General features: G+C 46.1%; 19 protein-coding genes. 10 read left to right on the forward strand and 9 right to left on the reverse strand.

Annotated elements, in window-relative coordinates:
* Positions 1-25: 25 nt before the first annotated feature.
* Both H4I94_RS01270 and H4I94_RS01275 read right to left on the reverse strand, forming a co-directional pair.
* The gene (locus tag H4I94_RS01270) at positions 26-433 is read right to left on the reverse strand and encodes a DNA polymerase III subunit chi (protein WP_131272989.1); all 408 of its coding nucleotides are present in this window, start codon (positions 431-433) and stop codon (positions 26-28) included.
* On the reverse strand, positions 426-1874 hold the full coding sequence (locus H4I94_RS01275; protein ID WP_261181118.1) for a leucyl aminopeptidase: 1449 nt from the start codon (positions 1872-1874) through the stop codon (positions 426-428). The genes H4I94_RS01270 and H4I94_RS01275 overlap by 8 nt, the downstream gene beginning before the upstream one ends.
* A gap of 159 nt (positions 1875-2033) precedes the next feature.
* Between H4I94_RS01275 and lptF the strand changes: the two genes are divergently transcribed.
* From lptF to H4I94_RS01295, 4 genes are all read left to right on the forward strand, one after another.
* A complete protein-coding gene (gene lptF, locus H4I94_RS01280) occupies positions 2034-3134 on the forward strand; it encodes an LPS export ABC transporter permease LptF (protein WP_092819210.1) in 1101 nt (366 codons plus the stop codon).
* Between the two features lies 1 nt (position 3135).
* A complete protein-coding gene (lptG, locus tag H4I94_RS01285) occupies positions 3136-4206 on the forward strand; it encodes an LPS export ABC transporter permease LptG (RefSeq protein WP_261181120.1) in 1071 nt (356 codons plus the stop codon).
* Positions 4207-4327: 121 nt separating this feature from the next.
* Complete coding sequence (gene gpmI / locus H4I94_RS01290) at positions 4328-5875, forward strand: 2,3-bisphosphoglycerate-independent phosphoglycerate mutase (protein WP_092819208.1); 1548 nt, start codon at positions 4328-4330, stop codon at positions 5873-5875.
* Positions 5876-5901: 26 nt separating this feature from the next.
* Entirely contained in the window at positions 5902-7083 is a 1182-nt protein-coding gene (locus tag H4I94_RS01295; protein ID WP_261181121.1) for a S41 family peptidase, read from the forward strand.
* A 25-nt stretch (positions 7084-7108) separates the two neighbouring features.
* Here H4I94_RS01295 and H4I94_RS01300 read toward each other — a convergent pair whose 3' ends face one another.
* Genes H4I94_RS01300 through H4I94_RS01310 form a run of 3 tightly spaced genes read right to left on the reverse strand, consistent with a single transcriptional unit; the run spans position 7109 to position 10769 of the window.
* The gene (locus tag H4I94_RS01300) at positions 7109-8521 is read right to left on the reverse strand and encodes a sigma-54-dependent transcriptional regulator (protein ID WP_261181333.1); all 1413 of its coding nucleotides are present in this window, start codon (positions 8519-8521) and stop codon (positions 7109-7111) included.
* Between the two features lie 19 nt (positions 8522-8540).
* Positions 8541-10106, reverse strand: coding sequence for a sensor histidine kinase (locus H4I94_RS01305; protein WP_261181122.1), 1566 nt, complete (start codon positions 10104-10106; stop codon positions 8541-8543).
* A 27-nt stretch (positions 10107-10133) separates the two neighbouring features.
* Positions 10134-10769, reverse strand: coding sequence for a response regulator (locus H4I94_RS01310; RefSeq protein ID WP_092819249.1), 636 nt, complete (start codon positions 10767-10769; stop codon positions 10134-10136).
* Positions 10770-10988: 219 nt separating this feature from the next.
* Here H4I94_RS01310 and H4I94_RS01315 point away from each other — a divergent pair, with 219 nt between their 5' ends.
* A complete protein-coding gene (locus H4I94_RS01315; RefSeq protein ID WP_261181123.1) occupies positions 10989-12035 on the forward strand; it encodes a serine hydrolase in 1047 nt (348 codons plus the stop codon).
* Between the two features lie 100 nt (positions 12036-12135).
* On the opposite strand, the gene thrC is transcribed toward H4I94_RS01315, so the two are convergent.
* From thrC to xerD, 4 genes are all read right to left on the reverse strand, one after another.
* Positions 12136-13275 carry a threonine synthase gene (gene thrC / locus H4I94_RS01320; protein ID WP_131272982.1) on the reverse strand — a complete coding sequence of 380 codons (1140 nt, stop codon included), beginning with the start codon at positions 13273-13275 and terminating at the stop codon, positions 12136-12138.
* 62 nt (positions 13276-13337) lie between these two features.
* On the reverse strand, positions 13338-14642 hold the full coding sequence (locus H4I94_RS01325) for a homoserine dehydrogenase (protein ID WP_092819202.1): 1305 nt from the start codon (positions 14640-14642) through the stop codon (positions 13338-13340).
* A gap of 124 nt (positions 14643-14766) precedes the next feature.
* Complete coding sequence (locus H4I94_RS01330; protein ID WP_092819201.1) at positions 14767-15582, reverse strand: DsbC family protein; 816 nt, start codon at positions 15580-15582, stop codon at positions 14767-14769.
* Between the two features lie 95 nt (positions 15583-15677).
* Positions 15678-16595 (reverse strand): site-specific tyrosine recombinase XerD, encoded by a 918-nt coding sequence (gene xerD / locus H4I94_RS01335; RefSeq protein ID WP_261181125.1) that lies wholly within the window; start codon positions 16593-16595, stop codon positions 15678-15680.
* A gap of 171 nt (positions 16596-16766) precedes the next feature.
* On the opposite strand from xerD, the gene H4I94_RS01340 reads away from it, so the two are divergent.
* The 5 genes from H4I94_RS01340 to ftsW all read left to right on the forward strand — a co-directional run bounded on the left by H4I94_RS01340 (position 16767) and on the right by ftsW (position 21904).
* Positions 16767-17027 (forward strand): ferrous iron transport protein A, encoded by a 261-nt coding sequence (locus H4I94_RS01340; RefSeq protein ID WP_092819248.1) that lies wholly within the window; start codon positions 16767-16769, stop codon positions 17025-17027.
* Positions 17024-18880: a ferrous iron transporter B gene (locus tag H4I94_RS01345; protein ID WP_092819199.1), complete on the forward strand. Its 1857-nt coding sequence runs from the start codon at positions 17024-17026 to the stop codon at positions 18878-18880. Before H4I94_RS01340 ends, H4I94_RS01345 begins: the two co-directional genes overlap by 4 nt.
* A 30-nt stretch (positions 18881-18910) precedes the next feature.
* On the forward strand, positions 18911-19162 hold the full coding sequence (locus H4I94_RS01350; protein WP_131272979.1) for a DUF6587 family protein: 252 nt from the start codon (positions 18911-18913) through the stop codon (positions 19160-19162).
* Positions 19163-19339: 177 nt separating this feature from the next.
* Positions 19340-20686, forward strand: coding sequence for a UDP-N-acetylmuramoyl-L-alanine--D-glutamate ligase (gene murD / locus H4I94_RS01355; RefSeq protein ID WP_261181126.1), 1347 nt, complete (start codon positions 19340-19342; stop codon positions 20684-20686).
* A 21-nt stretch (positions 20687-20707) separates the two neighbouring features.
* A complete protein-coding gene (ftsW, locus tag H4I94_RS01360) occupies positions 20708-21904 on the forward strand; it encodes a putative lipid II flippase FtsW (RefSeq protein ID WP_092819196.1) in 1197 nt (398 codons plus the stop codon).
* Positions 21905-21916 lie beyond the last annotated feature (12 nt).

Raw genomic sequence — 21916 nt, forward strand, 5'->3', positions numbered from 1 at the left:
ATCTCTCCTTATTTCAATTGATCGGCTAAAGCTTGAACGTTCGCGGCTCAATACCTAAGCGTCGATATTGTTTAAATTTTTCACGACCCAGTTGTTTTGCTGATTCATTATTTTCGATGATTTCTATAATGTGACTAAATTTATCAATCTGTTCAAGGGCTTGATTGTTAAAATTAAACACAATCCAGTCAGGCTGTTGCGGCAGCCGGGATGAAATGCAAATAGTGGCCTGTTCCTGGTCAATGCCATGCGGAATGAAACTGCCGGGGTCAAAAGTCCACAACTGTTCATCGAGCTGCTGCTGCAAGTCGGTATTGTCGCAATACAACCAGATCTGTGCCGGCTGTTTCAGAATCTTGCGGCACAAACGGCAAGTGCTTTGCACTTGCCGTTCATTGCTTTTTTCAAACAGGTAAAAGCTGACTTTAGCCATTCGACTGCGCACGGTTTGCCAGGAATTGAACCAATAGCGGTACAGGACGGCCGGTTGCACCTTTGGCCGTACCTGAGTTCCATGCCGTACCGGCAACGTCTAAATGTGCCCAGCGATATTCACGGGTAAAACGTTGCAAGAAACATGCAGCCGTCACGGAACCGGCTTTCGGTCCACCGATATTGGCAATATCGGCAAATGGAGAATCCAGCTGCTCCTGATAATCCTCAATCACCGGCATGCGCCATACCCGGTCAAATGAAGCCTGGCCTGCAGCGCTAATTTCGGCAGCCAATTCATCATCTGGCGTAAATAAACCTGACAATACTGAACCCAGGGCCACCACACAGGCACCGGTCAAGGTGGCAATATCAATCACCAGCGCCGGATTAAAGCGTTGGATGTAAGTTAAGGTATCACATAGCACCAAACGGCCTTCCGCATCGGTATTTAAAATTTCGATCGTTTGTCCGCTCATGCTGGTCACGATATCACCCGGACGGGTCGCATGACCTGAAGGCATGTTTTCCGCAGCGGCGATGGCACCGACCACATGAATCGGCAGTTTGGCCTCACATAATGCACGCATGGTGCCGAGAACGGATGCTGCGCCGCACATGTCGAATTTCATTTCATCCATGCCCAGACCCGGTTTCAGGGAAATACCGCCGGTATCAAAGGTTACGCCTTTACCGACCAGTACCACAGGTGCCTGTTCGGTATGGGCTTTATATTCCAGGGTAATGACACGGCCCGGACGGTCTGAACCTTTGCTCACGGCCAGGAAGGCATTCATGCCCAAGTCGGCCATTTGCTGTTCATTAATCACGGTCACTTTCAGTAAGTCCGGATATTGTGCTGCCAAGGTTTGGGCCTGTTCAGCCAGATATTCAGGAAAACAGATATTGCCTGGACGGTTGCCTAAATCGCGGGCCAAATTTTGGCCGGATTGTACCGCATGAATCAAAGATAACTGTTGCGGGTTTAAGGTGCTGTTGTCGGCAATCAGATGAATTTCTTCAAGCACAAATTCATTTTTCTTTGATTTGTATTCGTCAAATGCGTAACTGGCCTGAGTCAGCGCCAGTGCAAACAAATAATGCTGTTCAGGGGCTAGGGCAGAAATATCAATGCTGATCTGTTTGAATTTTTTTTGTGATGCTTTGATAATGGTTTGTGCGATTTTTGCTAATTTAGCCGGCTGAATTTCAGCGGCTTTATCCAAGCCAATCAGCGTGGTATTGGTACAGGCCGCCACTTTCCCAATCAGGGCTAAAGATTCGCTTAGGCTCGCCTTGAATTGTGCTGCTTCGACTAAACTATTTAAATTATTGATTTGATAAGTGGTAGAAGCCTTTTGAAGCTGCTCGGAATCTACTAATATCAATAAACATGGGCTAGATGCATTCTCTTGGAATGACGTATTAATTGTCAGTTTCATGTGCTGTATTCATGCCTTGGAAAGATTGCAAACCATTAAACCATTGAAACATTTCTATGAATAGAGTTTCAATGCGCAACAACAGTATAGGTTTTATATTTTCACCATTCGGGTAAACTAGCGCTAGTTTTTATTTGCCCTTTTTTTGGAAGAATTAATTTGATTATTCGGCGTTATCTGGTCAAGCAAGTGCTGTCTACATCCTTGGTGGTAATTGCCTTATTGACCTTAATTATGATGGGTGGTCGACTGATCAAGTACTTTGGTGTTGCGGCACAAGGCCGTCTGGATGCCAGTATTTTGTTTAGTATTATTGGTTATCGGCTACCGGAATTTTTAACCTTAATTCTTCCACTAGGTTTCTTTATCGGTTTGATGCTGGTATTTGGCCGATTGTATGTCGATCATGAGATGGCGGTCATGAATGGCAGTGGCATCAGCCGTAACCAGTTGGGACGTTTGCTGATTCCGTTGACGGTGGTTTTTCTTGCCGTGCAAACGGTGTTAATGGTGTGGATGTCTCCTTGGGGACTGCGTCAGTTTGAAGAGCTGACTACCAAGCAGGCAGTGAGAACCGGTTTCGATCTGGTCCGTCCCAAAGAGTTTATTTCCTCGGGTCCCTATACCATTTATGCCGGAGACCTGTCCGAAGACCGTCGAAATCTGAAAGATGTGTTTTTCTATCAGCGTGCCCAGAAACCGGGCAAACCTGACATCATGATTTTGGCCAAAGAAGCTACCCGTGTTGAAGTGGCCAATGAAACCGCCAGTATTGTCGATTTGGTAGAAGGGCGCCGTTATGAGATTTTCCCCGGCACCCCCAAGTATACCCAGGCCGAATTCCAGTCTTACCGTTTACGTCTGGAAAATGATCAAGAAGCCAAATTTGAAAGCGCCGAAGTGGAAGCCTTGCCAATTGCCAAGCTCTGGACCAACCGCAATGACCCTGTCGTTGCGAGTGAATTGGGCTGGCGGATCTTCGTACCCTTTTCCATTGTGGCTGCCTTAATGCTGGCGATTGCCCTGTGTGAAGTGAGTCCGCGTCAGGGACGTTATTTAAAACTGTTCCCGGCCTTACTGATTTTTGCCAGCCTGATTGTCGCCCTGATGGCGGTTAAAACGCGCATCAGTAAAGATGAAATGGGCATATGGGCCTATCCTCTGGTGTTGCTGGCCTATGCTGTTGCGGCAGCACTGTTTTCCCGCAAACAGAAGCTGGCACCCAAAATCAAGAAACGAATTCAGCAGGTGAGGTCTTAAAATGTTAGCACGTCGAATAGTCGCCAAACATGTGACCAAAACCACGGCACTCGCCATGCTGGGGGCAACCGCGGTACTCTCTGTTTTACAGGTGCTGTTTACCTATTTGGGTGAATTGGGTTCACTGAACGAGAACTACGGAGCCTGGCAGGCATTTCTCTATGTGTTATGGGGTGCACCGCGTTATCTTTATGAAATTTTACCTATTTCTGCCCTGATTGGTGCGGTGCTGGGTTTAGGCACCCTGGCTTCCAATAGTGAGCTGGTGGTGATGCGCTCGGTGGGAATCAGCCTGTGGCGTATTGTGGGTTGGGTCATCCGTTCGGCGCTGATTCTGGTGGTTTTATCCTTTGTCTTAAGTGAGTGGGTGATTCCGTATACCAATGAACAGGCCAAAAGTGTCAAGGATCACCGTAGTACCAGTGCATTGGGCGAGGTGAGGGGCTACTGGACCCGGGAAGGTCAGCGTTTTATTTATATTGATTATGCCAATGCACAAGGCCAGCTTCAGCATGTTCAGGTGGTCGACTTTGATGACAATTATTATCTGAAAGGTGTATTGAATGCGGAACAGGGCCAGTTCATTAAAGATGGTGACTGGAAGCTGCAGCAGGCAACCCAGATAGATATTCTGCCTCAAGGCAATGCTACTCTGGCACAGACAGCACAGCTACCGCTGGCTTTAGCCCTGCAACCGAAATATGTGCATATGGTCACCATTGACCCGGAAGATTTATCTCCAAGTCAGCTGGTGAGTTTCATGAGCTACATGCATGAATATAGCCAGGTGCCGAAAACCTATCAGCTGGCATTCTGGCAAAAAGTCGCTTCGCCTTTTGCGCTGATTGCCTTGGTACTGATTGCCTGTTCCTTTATTTTTGGTCCTTTACGCCAACAGTCGATGGGTTTCCGTCTGGTCATTGCCTTATTTATCGGTCTGGGATTCTTCTACCTGCAAGATTTTATGGGCTATGCAAGTCTGGTCTATTCACCTTCGCCGGCCTGGTTTGTGTTTGTACCGATTGTGCTGATGATGCTGGTCGGCGGTTATTTACTGCGCCGCGCACGTTAACAGACCCGACAGTGATAAAAACAATGTGCATGATCAGCTTTAGTCATGATCTGCACATAGAGTCTTGACCGAAAATTCGGTAAGATATGACGATGAAATTGTAAACAAAAGAGTGTTCATTATGACGGATGCAACTGCTGGCAAAATCCCTCACGTATTGGTAATCATGGATGGTGTGGGTCATCGCGAAGCGGTCGAAGACAATGCTTTCCTGGCAGCAAAACGACCTAATTTAACTGCTATACAACAAAAGCATCCGCATGGTTTGATTTCAGGTTCAGGTGAAGATGTCGGCCTGCCTGATGGTCAAATGGGCAACTCTGAAGTCGGTCATATGAACCTGGGTGCAGGCCGTGTGCTGTATCAGGATTTCACTCGTATTACCAAAGACATCCGTACCGGTGCTTTTTTTGAGCACGAAGTGCTGGTCGATGCCGTTGAAAAAGCCAAAGCTGCAAATGGTGCAGTACATATTATGGGCTTGCTGTCGCAAGGTGGCGTGCATTCGCATGAAGACCATATTGTGGCCATGGCTGAACTGGCACTGAAACGCAGTGCCAAAGTTTATCTGCATGCTTTTCTGGATGGTCGCGATACACCGCCTAAAAGTGCGCAGCCTTCGCTTGAAAAATTAGATGCGTTATTTGCCCAATATCCGGGCCAGGGTCGTATTGCGACCCTGATCGGCCGTTATTTTGCCATGGACCGTGACAACCGTTGGGATCGTGTAGAACAGGCCTACCGTCTGCTGACTGAAGGTGAAGCCGTACGTACCGCTGCAACAGCTGTTGAAGGTCTGGAACAGGCGTATGCAGCTGAAGAAAGTGATGAATTTGTCAAAGCGACCCGTATTGGTGATGTGGCGAAAATTCAGGATGGCGACAGTGTAGTGTTCATGAATTTCCGTGCCGACCGTGCGCGTGAAATTACTAAAGCCTTTGTAGAAAAGGACTTTGCCGGTTTTGAGCGTAAAGTGGTTCCAAGCCTGTCTAAATTTGTGATGCTGACCCGTTACCAGGCGACCATTGATGCGCCGGTTGCTTACATGCCGGAAGGGCTGAAAAACTCGATTGGCGAGTATTTATCCAGTCTGGGTAAAACCCAGCTGCGTATTGCGGAAACAGAAAAATATGCCCACGTGACCTTCTTCTTTAGTGGTGGTCGTGAAGATGAATACCCGGGTGAAAAACGCATTCTGATTCCATCTCCAAGCGTGGCGACTTATGACCTGAAACCGGAAATGAGTGCTTATGAGGTGACTGATGAACTGGTTGCTGCAATTAATTCAGGTAAATACGACCTCTTGGTGGTGAACTATGCCAATGGTGATATGGTTGGGCATACCGGTGTATTTGATGCCGCAGTGAAAGCAGTGGAAGCGGTGGATACTTGTCTGGGCCGTGTTTATGAAGCGGTGATGGCACAAAAAGGTCATATGCTGATTACTGCCGATCATGGTAATGTAGAGCAAATGCAGGACTACCAGAGCGGTCAGGTACATACCCAACATACCACTGAACTGGTTCCGTTTATCTATGCAGGCCCGACTTCTGCCACGATTGCTGAAGGGGGGGTGCTTGCAGATGTCGCACCGACATTGTTGAATCTCATGCAAATTCCTGTACCTGCAGAAATGCAAGGTCGTAATTTGATTACTTTAAAATCATAAAAATTTTCGTATAAACAGGTGGATGGATGGCTTTACAGCGCTGGAACAAGGTTGTCATTTTAACAACGTTATTCATGTGTGTGAGCCATTCCGCCCTTGCCGCGGTAAAAGGCAAGGTTCAGCCAGTTCTAGATTTTGATGATGAAGTGGAACAGAATTATGCTGAAGTTCCGGTGGAATCAATTCAGCAGTTCGTGCAGATTTACAGCATTGTCAAAGAAAATTATGTCGATGCCAAAAATGATGAAGCCTTGTTTCAACAGGCCATTAAAGGTCTGGTCAGTGGCCTGGATCGTTATTCCCGTTATTTAAGTCCAGAAGATTATAAGCAGCTGTTACAATATACCGAAGGTGATATCGCCTCTGTCGATTTTGAACTGGCTTATGACTCACAGTTGCATCAATGGGTCATTCGAAGATTAAAGGAAAATGCGGATTCAGCCAAGCAAGGTTTGCGCAATGGGGTCAGTGTTTTTAAGATTGATGATCAGGAACTGAAAAAATTCAATCATGATCAGGTGAACAGCTTGCTGAATGGTTCGATTGGCTCTACCTTAAGTTTACAGCTGGCACCAAGTAGCAAGCCGCTGATTTTAGTCCGTAATAAAAAAATAGAAACCGATATTCAGGCAACCCTGCTGCATAATCAGGTGCTGGTGATCAAAGTCAAGGTATTTCAGCAAGATACAGCCAATGAAATCAAACGCCTGATTGAAGAGCATTCTTCTTCACGCTTGAAAGCGGTATTGCTGGATTTAAGAAATAACCCGGGCGGATTGTTGTCTGCTGCGGTTGAATCGGCCGATCTTTTTTTGAATCAGGGCATCATCGTTTCGACCAAAAGCCGTTCTGAAGGCGACCAGCAGTTTCAGGCCTTACCCAGTTTTGAATTTCAGAATTTAAAGTTGGGTATTTTAATCAATAACCGTTCTGCTTCTGCTGCTGAAGTGTTTACTGCAGCGTTGAAAGATCATGGCCGTGCCTGGGTGGTGGGTGATAAAAGCTATGGAAAGGGCGTAGTGCAAAAACTGTTTCCACTTTCCAATGGCGCGGCTTTACAGATGACGGTATCGCATTACTACACCCCTAAAGGGCAAATGATTGAGGGGGTGGGGATTCAGCCCAATCAACCCTATCTGCTGCAACATGACATGAAAGAAGAAAACTATCTGGAACATGTTGCAGAGATCATTTTAAGCCATAAATAAAACGGCCTAATCCTTAAAAAATAGCCTAGTCCTCGTCGGTATCTAAACCAAATTTCTTCAGACGATAACGCAAGGAACGGAAAGACATGCCCAGCTTCTTGGCTGCCAGGGTCCTGTTCCAATGGGTTAAATTCAGTGCATTGAGTAAAATATCTTTTTCAATATTTTCCAGATAAAGCTCCAGACCTTCATCAGGCAATTTCTTGGAAGATATCAGGATGTCACTGCGCAAGCTGTGCTGGTCTTCCGTTATCTCTGGTGCTGCCGCAGTAGGATAGCGTAAAGGTGCGCTTTGCAAGTGTTGCAAGTCGATGATTTCATCATCGCTTAAGGTAATCGCACGTTCAATGATATTGCGCAGTTCACGCACATTGCCGGGATAATATTGACTCAGTAAAAAGCTTTTCGCACGATCAGTCAGCTGTTTTTGCGGAATAGCCCATTCCTGAGAAATTTTCTGAATAAAGTGATGGGCCAATAAAATGATATCGTCACCGCGTTCACGCAGTGGAGGCAACACCAGATCCATGACATGGATACGGAAGAACAAGTCCTGTCTAAAGCGGCCTTGCTGAACCAGGGCTTCCAGATCCTGATGGCTGGCACTAATCACGCGGAAATCGACATCAATTTCACAGTCTGAACCGACTGGACGAATCCGTTTTTCCTGTACGGCACGCAGCAGTTTAACCTGCATACTTAAAGGCAGTTCAGCAATTTCATCCAGAAACAAACTGCCGCCGTGGGCAGATTGAATCAGACCCTGTTTGTCCTGAGTGGCACCGGTAAAGCTGCCTTTTTTATGCCCAAACAGTTCGCTTTCCATTAATTCAGTCGGGATGGCTCCGCAGTTAATGGCAATAAAAGGGCCTTCATTGCGGTTACTGAGGCGATGCACCAGATTGGCAATGACTTCTTTTCCCGTTCCGGATTCACCGGTAATAAAGACGGGTGCCTGAGAGCGGGCAATTTTATTTAAGGTCACCCGTAACTGTTGAATCGGCAGGGATTGTCCGACCAGCAATTTTTGCTCCAGACTATCTTCCTTGATCTGCAACAGTTCTTGTGGTTTGTTGAAGGCTTTTTGCAGGAGCTGTTCCAGATGCTTCTGATTCACGGGTTTGCTAACAAAATCGAAGGCACCCGCTTTAAGTGCTGCGATGGCAATTTCCATATTGCCATATGCGGTCAGTACCGCCACGGGTATGGATGGATAATGTTGGTTAATCCATTCCACCAGTTGCAGGCCATTGCCGTCCGGTAAATTTAAATCGGTTAAACAGGCATCATAGCGGTATTCAGACAAGAATTTTTTGGCCTGTTCAAGACGATAGGCGATATGGGTTTTAATCCCGATCCGGGATAAAGACATTTGCATGAGGGTACACAAGTCTTCCTCATCATCCACCAATAAAACAAGTGGTTGTTGTTCCACAATACACCCCAGCAATTTTCATTTATAAAGCGACTCGCAGGCATTCTATTCGAAAGCATGCTCCCTGTTCTTGTTTTACATAGTTCAGTTTTGCCTGGTTGGCTTCGCAAAAACTATGTGATAAGTATAATCCTAAACCAGTTCCCGTGATTTCGGTACTAAAAAAAGGTTGAAACAAATTAGCCAAGTCCTTGGAAGCAACGCCCGCCCCAAAATCACGAACATCAATGCGCACATTGGCTTCATGTAAGTTAACATTCAATTCGATATGTGAATGTTCTGGGGAATTGTGTCGAATGGCATTGCGAATCAGGTTAATCAGCACTTGACGAAGTTGTGCCTCGTCAAAATGAACAAAAATATTACTGTGAACAGTATATTTAATTTGGGTCGCAATATCAGCCAAATCTTCCTGAATGAGTAAGGGAATAAACTGTTTCAGCTCAATGGTTGAGGGATGGGTTTCTTTATTGCGCACCATATTCAGGGTGTCTTGTATAATCCGGTCAATCCGCTGTGTCTGTTTCGAAATCATCCGGCTTAAGGTTGCCTGTTGATGCGAGTCGCTATCAATCAAAAGTTCATTGGCCTGAACAATGGCGGCTAAAGGATTGCGAATTTCATGGGCAATACTGGCGGACAATTGTCCGAGTGCCGCAAGTTTTAATTGTTGGACACGTTGATTGAGCTTGGTGGCATCCTGCAATACCAGTAGCGTCAGGGTTTGTTGTGGCACCATGAGCTTTTGCACTTCAATATGCATATGATAATGGCTGAGCTGCGATTCAAACTGAAATTTTTCTCCGTCTTGCAGTTGATCAAATTTAAGCAATTCAAATAAATCCGGCTGTGCCTTATATAAGGGATATTTGTCATAGGCATACAGTGGAGGAATGCCTAAAAGCAGGCAGGCAGCAGGATTGCTCAGCACAATATGACAGTTTTCATCTAAAACCAGGTAACCGAGTTCGATCTGTTCCAGAATATAGCGATTCAGGTTTTGCAGTCGGTTTAATTCTAAAGACTGCGAAAAATTTAAATTTTCAAGGATTTGAAAGCGTTTTACCGCAATTTGACCACTGCCATACACCACTAAAAACAGAAAGGCCAATACCGCACTATTGCCAATATTATTCAGTGAAGAAAAATCAAAAATACTGCCTATAAAAAGCTGATAAATCACGCTGATCACGGCAATCAAGGTAATGATCAGCGCCTTTTGGGCATTAAGTAATAACGAGGCGGCGAAGATAGTAATCACAAACAGCAAACTCAATTGCAGGTTCGGGCCATCTACCGCCAAGGTGAGCAAGCTTAAAGCAATAACATCGACAACAAATAACAGGGGGAGTTGCTGAGTAATTTTTAAACTTATGCTTTTTAGCGTGATTAACTGGATACAGCTGATTGATACATAACCTATCAGGGCGTAAAGATAAAGCTGTGGATAGTGATAATCGGTATTTAAACGCTGATAAGTTAACAAAAAAATCAGCAGAAGACTGGTCGCAATAATGAGTCTATAAGTACTATACCAAATGCCTAAATGATATTGGTTAAACTCAAAGGTCTGGGTCGGTTGCGTCATGCAGGTCTTCTAGCAAGCCTAAGGGCATCAAGGTTTAATCAGTCCATAACGGATAGCCAGATGGGTCAATTTGACATCACTATCCAGATTCAGCTTTTCGAAGATGCGGTAACGGTAAGTGTTTACCGTTTTGACACTGACAAAAAGTTTATCGGCAATTTCCTGGGCACTAATACAATTCACCACCATCATCGCGACCTGCATTTCACGTTCCGACAAGGCATCGAAAGGAGACTGCTGGGTGTCGGACAGATAGGAGCTGGCCAGTTGTTCAGCAATGTCTGCGCTGAAATATTTTCCACCCTGCATGACCTTGTTGATGGCGCGAACCATTTCGGAGACTGGCGCCCCTTTGGTGATATAGCCTTTAGCCCCGGCTTTCAGTAATAATGAAGGATAGGGTTCTTCCGCCAGGCCACTGACGGCCAGTACTTTGGTTTCAGGTGCTGTTTGCAATAGGCGTCGGGTCGTTTCCACCCCGCCAATGCCCGGCATGTTGACATCAAGCAAAACGACATTAGGATGATGATGACGAACCAAGTTAATCGCTTCTTCACCAGATTCAGCCTGACCAATCACTTGAACATCCGCATGATCTTCGAGCATACGGCAAATTCCAGTACGTACCAATTCATGGTCATCTACCACTAAAACTGTGATCACCTGATTCTCCCTCATATCAAAAAAAGCATTTTTTTGTTACATAAAGCAAAATAAGCTTGCAATGAAATGACAAAATTAGCAATCCTATTCTATATCTTTCAATTAAATGTTATACACAATGTTGTGAGCAACTAAAAGTGTTGGTCTTTGTGTCTAAATGTAAGCATTTTTGAGAAAATATACAAATGTATATTGCCTCCTTGAGTTGAGTAAATCACCGTGAAAAATTCGAAAAAATCTGTAATACATGTGCTAGGCATGTCAATGCTGCTAAGCATGAGTTCAACCAGTTTTGCAGAGCTGGTGATGGACACTTCTAAAGGGACGGGACAAGCGACGTTGAACTGGTCCTCTGAAGATGTGAGTCAATTATTAAACGGTGATGCTTCGGCTGAAGAAGTCTCTCCGCAAGGTTCAACAAAAGTCACGACTTCTGTCCGCAGTTCCAATGCTGGGGTCACTCATTCTGCACCTAAAACGGTACAGGTTTTAAACAATTCCAATTATGGCAATCAGCCTTCTATAAATGCCCGTGCTGCTTTGGTGATGGATGGCCAGACAGGCGAGGTTTTATACAGTAAAAACAGTAATACTGCCTTTCCGATTGCTTCCCTGACCAAGCTCATGACTGCTGTTGTGATTGCAGATGCCCGTTTAAACATGTCCGAGAAAATTACTTTGCAGCAGGCGGATTTTTCTTGTTCAGGTTGCAAGAGTTCAAGCTCGACGCTGCGTGCTGGTGACAGCATGAATCGAGCCGAGGCGCTGTTATTTGCATTGATGAAGTCTGAGAATCCTGCTGCTTCTGCATTGGCACGCACTTTCCCGGGTGGCCGTGCAGCTTTTATTTCTGCAATGAATGCCAAAGCTAAAGCCTTAGGTATGCATTCCACTCATTATCTAGAGTCAACTGGTTTACATCCAGGTAATGTATCTTCAGCGCGTGACCTCGGTATTCTGGTCAATACGGCATCGCAATACGGTCTAATTCGTCAGTTCTCGACCACTCCAAGCTATGACTTTAACCTCGGTTACCGGGTATTGAAATCGAATAATACCAATGCCTTAGTGCGTAATGGTGGCTGGAATATCAATATTTCAAAAACCGGTTATATCAATGAAGCAGGACGTTGTGTCGCAATGCATACCACTTTAAATAACCGTCCAGCGGTGGTTGTACTTCTTGGAGCAGATTCTTCTGCGGCACGTACCAATGATGCAACCCGTTTAATGACCTGGGTCAGCCAGTTACCCAAGCGTATTTAAAGCTGAATTTGGGGAAGTTTTCAAATCTACTCAACGTTTGAATGCTTCTAAATAAAAAACCCTGCAATTGCAGGGTTTTTTTATTCTGTCTAAATATGCATTACATATTAGAAAGAATAGAGTCTTTAACTTGATCCATGGTGGCATCAATTGACAGCATCACAGCATCTTGGCACTGTTTGATGGCAGTGTCAGGGTCTTTCAAACCATTACCGGTTACTGTACATACAATGACAGAACCTTCAGCAATTTTACCTGCTTTAATGTCACGAATCGCACCACCGATAGACGCTGCAGAAGCAGGTTCTACGAATACACCTTCGTACATCGAAAGTAGGCGCTGCGCTTCCAGAATTTCAGCATCTTGAAGTTCATCGAACCAGCCATTTGAATCACGTACCACTGCTTTGGCATGGTTCCAGCTTTGCGGGTTACCAATACGAATAGCAGTTGCCACTGTTTCAGGGTTTTCAACCGGTGCACCACGCAGGAACGGCGCAGCTCCAGATGCCTGGTAACCGACCATGGTTGGCAAGCCTTCAGGTTTAGGACCGGTGAACTGATCAGTTTCAGCATCATAAACCACTTGCTCAAACTGCTCTTTAGGCTGGTTGGCAACCGCTTCGGTATAACCCATCCAGTGTGCAGTGATGTTACCTGCGTTACCCACAGGCAAGCAGTGATAATCAGGCGCACGGCCTAACTCATCCACGATTTCATAAGCAATGGTTTTTTGACCTTGCAAACGGTAAGGGTTGATTGAGTTCACGATGGTCACAGGCGCTTGGTCAGCAACTTCTTTTACCAGACGCATACCGTCATCGAAGTTACCGCGGATTTGCATGGTGACTGCACCGTACATCATCGCTTGTGCCATTTTACCCATGGCAATTTTGCCTTCAGGAATAAGTACGAACGCCTTGATGCCGGCACGTGCAGCATAAGCAGCTGCAGCCGCAGAAGTGTTACCCGTAGACGCACAGATAATGGCTTTAGAGCCTTCTTCAACCGCTTTCGTTACCGCCATGGTCATACCACGGTCTTTAAATGAACCAGTCGGGTTTAAGCCCTCGTACTTCACATAAATTTCAACATTTTTGCCAATAATGCGAGGAATATTCTCAAGCTTGATCAGTGGCGTGTTGCCTTCGCCTAAAGAGATTGCGCGAGTTGTTGCAGACACTGGTAAACGGTCGCGATAGCGGTCAACTAAACCAGTATAACGATTGGCATTAGACATGATGATGTTCCAATTGTGTGTAGAGCTTGGCGAGAGGAGTTGAAATACTCCCCTCGACCCGATTAATTATCAAGCGATTCTAAACGAATTCGTACAATTTCGCCATGAATGACGGGCAATGCTTGAATTTGCTGAAGGGCTTCATCCATTTTTGATTCCTTGACTGGATCAGTCAGAATCACGATAGGAATAAGGTCTTTTAAGCGCGGCTGCTGCATGATCGCGTCAATGCTAATGCCGGCACGGCTTAAAATGGTGGTGACATCGGCCAGAACGCCGGTTTGATCTTCGGCATTAATGCGGATGTAATAGCCCGTGGTCATTTCTTCACGTGGCAGAATGGGTAAATCGGTCAGAGCTTCAAACGCAAGCTGTGGAATGGTGCCGGCACCATCTTCTGTATAGATGATGTCACGGACAATATCGACCACATCAGCGACCACAGCAGAAGCTGTTGGTCCTGCACCTGCACCCGCACCGTAATACAGTGTTGGACCGACTGCATTGGCTTGAACCAGCACAGCATTTTTCACGCCATTAACATTAGCAATCAATTGGTCTTCCGGAATCAGGGTCGGGTGGACACGTAATTCAATCCCGGTATCAGTGCGTCTTGCAATACCCAAATGTTTGATACGGAAGCCCAAGTCTTCTGCATATTTTACATCTTGAGCAGTCACTTTGCTGATGCCTTCAGTGAAGACTTTGTCGAACTGTAGCGGAATACCAAAAGCACATGAAGCCAGAATGGTCAGTTTATGTGCGGCATCAATGCCTTCCACGTCAAAGGTTGGATCGGCTTCAGCATAACCCAGTTCCTGTGCTTCTTTCAGCACGTCTGCAAAAGCACGACCTTTTTCACGCATTTCACTTAAAATGAAGTTGCCTGTACCATTAATAATGCCAGCCAGCCAGTCAATCTTGTTGGCCGCCAAGCCTTCACGAATCACTTTAATAATTGGAATACCGCCGGCAACGGCTGCTTCATAGGCAATTTGCACGGCATGGTCTTCGGCTGCTTTAAACAGCTCATTGCCATGTTCAGCAAGCAGGGCCTTGTTGGCCGTCACAATGTGCTTGCCGTGTTTCATCGCTTCCATGATGACTTCATAAGCAGGGTGAATGCCGCCCATGACTTCTACCACAACATCGACATCCGGTTGACGAACGATATCGAGCAGATCAGCACTTTGCTTCGCTGAAGCAGGCAAATCCAGATCAGGACGAGGGCGACGAGTACCGACATGGGTAATCTCAATTTCACGACCGGTGCGACGTTTAATCTCAGCAGCATTTTCTTTTAGTAGTTTAAGGGCACCACCACCCACAGTACCTAGACCGAGGATTGCCAGACGAACTGGTTTCACGTCACACTCCAAATATGTATTCAACTTTAAGCGAATCTAGATCATAGCTAAAAAAACGGCCAGACTCTAGGGTAGAAATCACTTTATCTCTACCTATTAAATTTAGTAAACGAACTTATAAAAATTAGTTATTTAAACGCTCTACCAATTCTTCAGGCGATAGATATCCACCCAGATAAACACCCTCGCTATTATAAATCGCAGGAGTGCCATTGACGCCCATATTCAGCCCCAGCTGATATTGATCTCTGACCGGATTCTTACAGGTCGCTGGAGCAAGCGGTGTACCGGCAATGGCCTGGTCAAAAGCCGCCTGACGGTCTTCACTACACCACACGCTTTCCATGGCTGGCATGAACTGCTCACCACGTGGCCAGGCGATATAGCGTACTTCGATGCCCTTGGCATTAATTTCGCTCATATGCTCATGCAGTTTATGGCAATACGGACAGCTGACATCGGTAAACACATACACGACATGTTTGGTTTTACCTTGCGCTTTATAAATCAGCAAGTCTTCGGCTTTTAAGTTGGCCAGCAGCTTTTTATTGGCTTCGGATTGCAGGCTTTCACTGACATTGTGAATTTTACTGTCGCCTAGACGCAGCACGTCACCCTGAATAATGTATTTGCCATCGGCAGTGGCATAGACAGAGGACATGCCTTCCAGGTTGACCCAATACAGATTGGGAACCTCGGTCGCCTTAATGTTTAAAATTTTGGCATTGATATTGGCTTTCTTGAAGTGCTGCTGCAGCGTATTGATCAGCCTCTGCTGCGCATTGCGTTCTGAAAGGTTGGATGCTTCCCCGGTTGCAGGTGCACTAGCGGTTAAAGTACTTTGTTTTTTTTCATCATTATTCGAATTGGAGCAGGCCGTTAATCCCAAGCCTGCAGCAAGTGTACATGCGAGAAAAATTTTTGAACGGGTAAATAACATAAACAACCCTTTCTTGTAGGTATAAAAAACAGGTGAGTAAGCATAACAAAAAAAAATGCCTGCGATAAAATTTCTTGGTCTGATATTTGCTGCCGTTAAGCGCGTGGGTGATAAGTGGCATGTAACTGTTGCATGCGAACCTGAGCCACGTGGGTATAAATTTGCGTGGTGGACAGATCACTATGCCCAAGCAGCATCTGGACCACACGCAAGTCGGCACCATGATTGAGCAAATGGGTGGCAAAAGCATGACGCAAGGTATGCGGCGAAAGTTCGGCCTGAATTCCGGCTTGCAGTGCATAGCGCTTAATGGCGTACCAGAAATTTTGCCGGCTCATGATGCCGCCATGCTGGGTTAAAAACACATAGTCGGTGGCGGACTTATAAAGGCTGGCACGTGCTTCATGCAGATACTTTTCAATCCATTCGCAAGCGACCTGTCCCAAAGGCACCAGACGTTCCTTATTGCCTTTGCCTACAATACGCAAATAACCCTGTTTTAAATTAATCAGTTCCAGTCTTAAATTCAGTAATTCAGATACCCGCAGCCCGCAGGCATACAGCACTTCAAACATCGCCCGGTCACGTAAGCCCAGTGCCGTATTAATGTCGGGCGCGTTAATCAAGGCTTCAACATCGGCTTCAGATAAATCTTTAGGCAAGGCCCGACCAATTTTAGGTGTTTTATGGGTCGCGACCGGATTATCGCTGCGTAATTTCTGTTCACGCAAAAATTTATAAAAGGAGCGCAGTGCAGAAAGCGAGCGGGCAATCGAGCGCGGGCTTTTGCCCTGTTTGGTCAGGCTCAGTAACACATCGGCAATGTCATCACTGTTCCAGTCCTGCATCGAAATAGCCTTGCATTCACTACATTGAATTAAATCAGACAGATAAGCGTTGCGAGTATGCGGACTGACAGTTTGGGCAATTAAGTAATCCCGAAAGCCCTGTAAAAAACTTAAATGTTCCGGAATGTTGACGGGTGCAGGAATACGCGGCTTTTTATTGAGCATGTCACTTCTACATTGAATGAAAAATCCAAGTTTTTCTTGGCCTGCATCAATGTAGACCAATTTTTTTGCAATGTCGAACACGGCACACAAGATGAGAATTGGAATAAACCTTACTTGGTAATTATTCTCATTTGTTTGTATACTGTAGCAAATATTTTAGGATTAGATGCGGTGCGATTATCTGATTTGAAAGTGAAACAAACGGCCATCATTCGCAAAGTGAATCGTACTTTGGATGATGATACAGCTCAGACTGATCTGGTGGCGAGTCGTTTAGAAACTTTAGGTTTTGTACCGGGAACAAAAGTTCAGGTCATTACCAAAGGTATTTTTGGGGGTGATCCTATCCTGATTCAGGTGGGATTTACCCGTTTCGCACTGCGCAAAGTTGAAGCTGAAAAGATTGAAATTGAAGAGGGGATCACTGCATGAGTGATGCGCTACGTATTGCCCTTGTAGGTAACCCTAACTGTGGTAAAACATCATTATTCAACCATTTAACCGGAACAAGACAAAAAGTAGCCAACTATGCCGGGGTCACGGTTGAACGTAAAGTGGGTCAGTTTACTTTACCTTCAGCGCGAGCTGTACGCGTGCTGGATTTGCCGGGAACTTATAGTCTGGATGCAACCAGTCCGGATGAAGCGATTACCCGCGATGTGGTACAAGGCAAAATTGCAGAAGAAGGCCAGCAAGATGCATTCCTGTGTGTGGTCGATGCGACTAACCTGAAACTGCATCTGGGTCTGGTTCTGGAAATGATTGAGCTGGGCCGTCCGATTTTACTGGTATTGAACATGATGGATGAAGCGCGCCGTCGTGGTATGCAAATTAATACCCAGAAATTGTCAGAGCGTCTTGGCATTCCAGTCGTGGAAACCGTGGCCGTCCGTAATGCAGGCATTGAAAACCTGATGAATGCGCTGGATCAAGGTAAATATTCAACGCCACATACCGAACTCAGCGGTTTAAGCGGCAGCAGCCATCATAAGATTGAAACCATTTTGCATGATGTAGTGCATTCGGTAGAGCAGGAAGATAAACGTTCAGATTTCCTCGATAAAATATTTTTGCATCCTGTTTTAGGTCTGGTCAGTCTGGCCTTGATGATGTTTGTTGTGTTCCAGGCGGTATTTGCCTGGGCAGCCCCCTTCATGGATGGTATTGAAGCAGCCTTCGGATGGTTGGGAGAGACCGTGGGTGAGTATATAGCTCATCCATTGCTAAATAGTCTGGTGGTGGATGGAATCATTGCCGGTGCCGGTGGTGTTGTGGTGTTTCTGCCGCAGATTTTAATCCTGTTCTTTTTCATTTTGGTGCTGGAAGAATCGGGTTACCTGCCACGTGCAGCATTTTTGCTGGATAAGCTGATGTTTAAAGCCGGTCTGTCAGGTCGTGCTTTTATTCCATTACTGTCCAGCTTTGCCTGCGCGGTGCCGGGCATTATGGCCACCCGCAGCATCAGTGATCCGCGTGACCGTTTAACCACCATTTTTGTGGCACCGCTGATGACCTGTTCGGCCCGTTTGCCGGTGTATGCCTTGCTGATTGCGGCTTTTATCCCTGAAAAAATGGTCTGGGGCATATTCAATTTACAAGGTTTGGTGCTGTTTGGCCTATATATGGCCGGGATTGTCAGTGCCTTGGTTGTGGCAACCGTGCTGAAATTTTTCCAGAAAGACAAATCACAGCATATGTTGTTAATGGAATTGCCAAGCTACCGTTTCCCCGATATCAGAAGCGTCTGGATTGGCTTGCTGGATCGCGCCAAGATCTTCCTGAAACGTGTCGGTGGCATCATCTTTGCCCTGTCTATTTTACTGTGGTTTCTGTGTACCTTCCCGCAAGCTCCGGAAGGTGCGACTGCCCCGGCAATTGACTATTCCTTTGCAGGGATGCTGGGTCATTTGATGCAGCCAATTTTTGCCCCACTGGGCTTTAACTGGCAAATCTGCATTGCTTTAATTCCGGCGATGGCGGCTCGTGAAGTGGTGGTGGCTGCACTGGGTACCGTATATGCACTTTCTGCGGTAGATGAGGATGCCATGTCACAGGGTCTGGCCTCTATTATTGGTAGTACAGGTGAACTGGGCTGGTCATTGGCGACCGGTTTGTCCCTGCTGGTCTGGTTTATCTATGCGCCGCATTGTTTGGCGACGCTGGCCACGGTACGCCGTGAAACAGGGTCGTGGAAAACCATGTCTTTTATGACTCTTTACCTGTTTGGTCTGGCATATCTGATGTCATTCCTGACCTATCAAATTGCTTCACATTACTTTGGATAGTGTGATTTAAGGCTGTGAAAGGAGACTGAAATGATTGAAATTCTGATAGTGGCTGCTTTGGTCCTTTGGAGTGCTGTCGTGGTGTTCAAGAAAGTTTTTCCCCGAACATCAAACTCGGTCTTCACGGCACTGTCCCAGTACTGTGCAAAGCAAGGCTGGACAGCGTTGGCGAAGTGGTTAAAGCCGGCGATGGTTTCAGGTTGCGGAGGGAGCTGTGGCTGTGCTGCAAATGAAGAACAGGTTCCGAAAAAACCTGAAGTCCAGGCAGTAAAATGGAAATAACTTTCAAGTTATATTTCCCTCTTCAATAAGAATTTTGCAAAACCGTCATTTTTATGACGGTTTTTTTACGCGCTGACACAAAAAAGCCGAGATAAAGTCAAAACAGAAAAAGCATTCAAAACAGCAAAGTGCTAACATTTTGTCAGTTTTAAAAACAGACCATAAAATGGGGCAAAAATGTTAATACAGCGTGGTGGATTAAAAGTTGTTGCAGGACTCGGAATTTCAGGTGTTGCAGCAGTCAATTTCTTACATGAACATGGCTACCGCGTTGCAGTAACAGATTCTCGAAAGACACCTCCCGGGCATGAGCAGATTCCTGCCGATGTTCAGACCAGTTTTGGTCAGCTTGATCAAGAGCTCTTATTGCAAGCAGAAGAAATTGTGATCAGTCCGGGGCTTGATCCAAAGATTCCGGAAATTCAGGCGGCGATTGCCCAAGGTATTCCGGTGGTCAGTGAAATTCAGATTTTGCGACGTGCCACCGATAAACCGATTGTGGCGATTACCGGTTCAAATGCCAAAAGTACCGTAACGACCCTGATTGGCCTAATGGCCAAAGATGCCGGCAAGAAAGTGGCGGTAGGCGGTAATTTAGGTCGTCCGGCGCTGGATTTAACCAAAGATGATCCTGAACTGTATATTCTGGAATTGTCCAGCTTCCAGTTGGAAACCACCTCGAATTTGAATGCGGAAGTGGCCGTGGTACTCAACATGAGTGAAGATCATCTTGATCGTCATGGCGATATGTTTGGTTATCACACTGCAAAACATCGTATTTTCCAGGGCGTGAAAAAAGTCGTGTTTAACCGTGATGATTCACTTACTCGTCCGCTGGTTCCCGATACGACACCCATGCAGAGCTTTGGCCTGAATGCACCGGATTTAAATCAATACGGCATATTGAAAGAAGATAATGGCACGATGTGGCTGGCACGTGGTCGTGAGCGCCTGTTGAAAAGTGCAGACATGTACATTCAAGGAACACATAACGTAGCCAATGCCTTGGCTTGCCTGGCTTTGGGTGAAGCCATTGGTTTACCGCTGGACAGCATGCTGGAAACGCTAAAAACCTTTAAAGGCCTGGAACACCGCTGTGAATTTGTCAAAGAAGTACATGGCGTCCGTTATTATAATGACTCCAAAGGGACCAATATTGGCGCAACACTGGCGGCCATTGATGGTTTGGGTGCAGCGATTGAGCCACAACAGGGTAAAGTCGCGATCATTCTGGGTGGGCAGGGTAAAGGTCAGGATTTCACTGCATTACGCGAGTCTTTAAGCAAATATGCCAAAGTCGCGGTTTTAATTGGTGAAGATCGTCCGATTATTGAAGCAGCCATTCAAGGCACCACGACATTGCTTCATGCCGAATCTTTAAAAGAAGCGGTGGAATTATGCCAGCAACATACCCAAGCCAATGATGTGGTGTTATTGTCACCTGCATGTGCAAGTTTTGATATGTTTAAGGGTTATAGTGAACGTGGACACCAGTTTGTTGAATGTGTGAACACACTTGCTTAGAAGAACGATAAGGAAAGTTGTATGGCTGGGTTAGCTCAGACGACCATAAATAAAATTAATCAGGTCTACAATGAGTGGGGATCGAAAATTCCCGCGGAAGTAACGCCACGTAATGTACTGATTTTCTGTGTAATTGCCTTGCTGTGTATTGGCTCCATCATGGTGGCATCGGCATCGATGCCCTATGCCGACCGCTTACATGAAAATCCATTTCATTTTGTAATTCGACACGGCATTTCCATTTTTGCGGCAGGCGTAGCTGCATTTCTGGCTTATAAAGTGTCGCTGAATGTCTGGTTTAATAATACCTTCCCGCTGTGGATCATGACCATTCTGCTGCTGGCAGTGGTCTTGGTTGCCGGTACCGAGGTCAACGGCTCCACCCGATGGATTAAGGTGGCTGGCTTTACCTTGCAGGCTTCCGAAGTGGCTAAGGTCATGATGGCCATCTTTACTGCGGATTATGTAGTACGACGGGCGAAAGAAGTGAGAAACAGCGCTTCCGGCCTGTACCGACTGGTCGGCGTGATGATCATCACGGTAGGCTTGATCCTGCTGGAGCCCGATCTGGGTGCGACTGCGGTGATCGTCCTGATGATTTTAGGTGTGTTCTTCCTGGCGGGGGCACCGCCGATCCAGTTTATTTTCTTCCTGATCGCGATTGTATGCGCTTTGGCTGCAGCGATTATTTTCGAGCCTTACCGTTTACAGCGTGCCTTGTCTTTTACCAATCCCTGGGCGGATCCCTTGGGCACCGGCTATCAGCTTTCCAATGCATTGATGGCCTTTGGCCGGGGTGAATGGACTGGGGTAGGGCTGGGTCATAGTATCCAGAAAATGTCTTACCTGCCTGAAGCGCATACGGACTTTATGCTGGCGATTCTGGGTGAGGAATTCGGCTTTTTCGGGATCAGCACGGTATTGATCCTGTCCTTCATGATGGTAGTGTGCTGTATCAAGATTGGACATCGTGCCTTGCAGTATCAATACTTGCGTGCAGGTTATCTGGCCTATGGCATCAGTATCATCTTCCTGCTGCAAATTCTGGTGAATGCCGGGATGAATATGGGCATGTTGCCGACCAAAGGTTTGACCTTGCCGTTTATCAGTTATGGCGGTTCATCGTTAATTATGTGTGCAGTGATGATCAGCCTGATTTTGAAAATTGATGCCACTACACAAAAAGCCAATCCAAGCAAAGAAGAGTCAAGCTTCTAGCGTTGATTCGGA

The sequence above is a fragment of the Acinetobacter sp. T_3_1 genome, assembly GCF_025377055.1.
In the GTDB taxonomy this organism is placed as follows: Bacteria; Pseudomonadota; Gammaproteobacteria; order Pseudomonadales; family Moraxellaceae; genus Acinetobacter; species Acinetobacter kookii.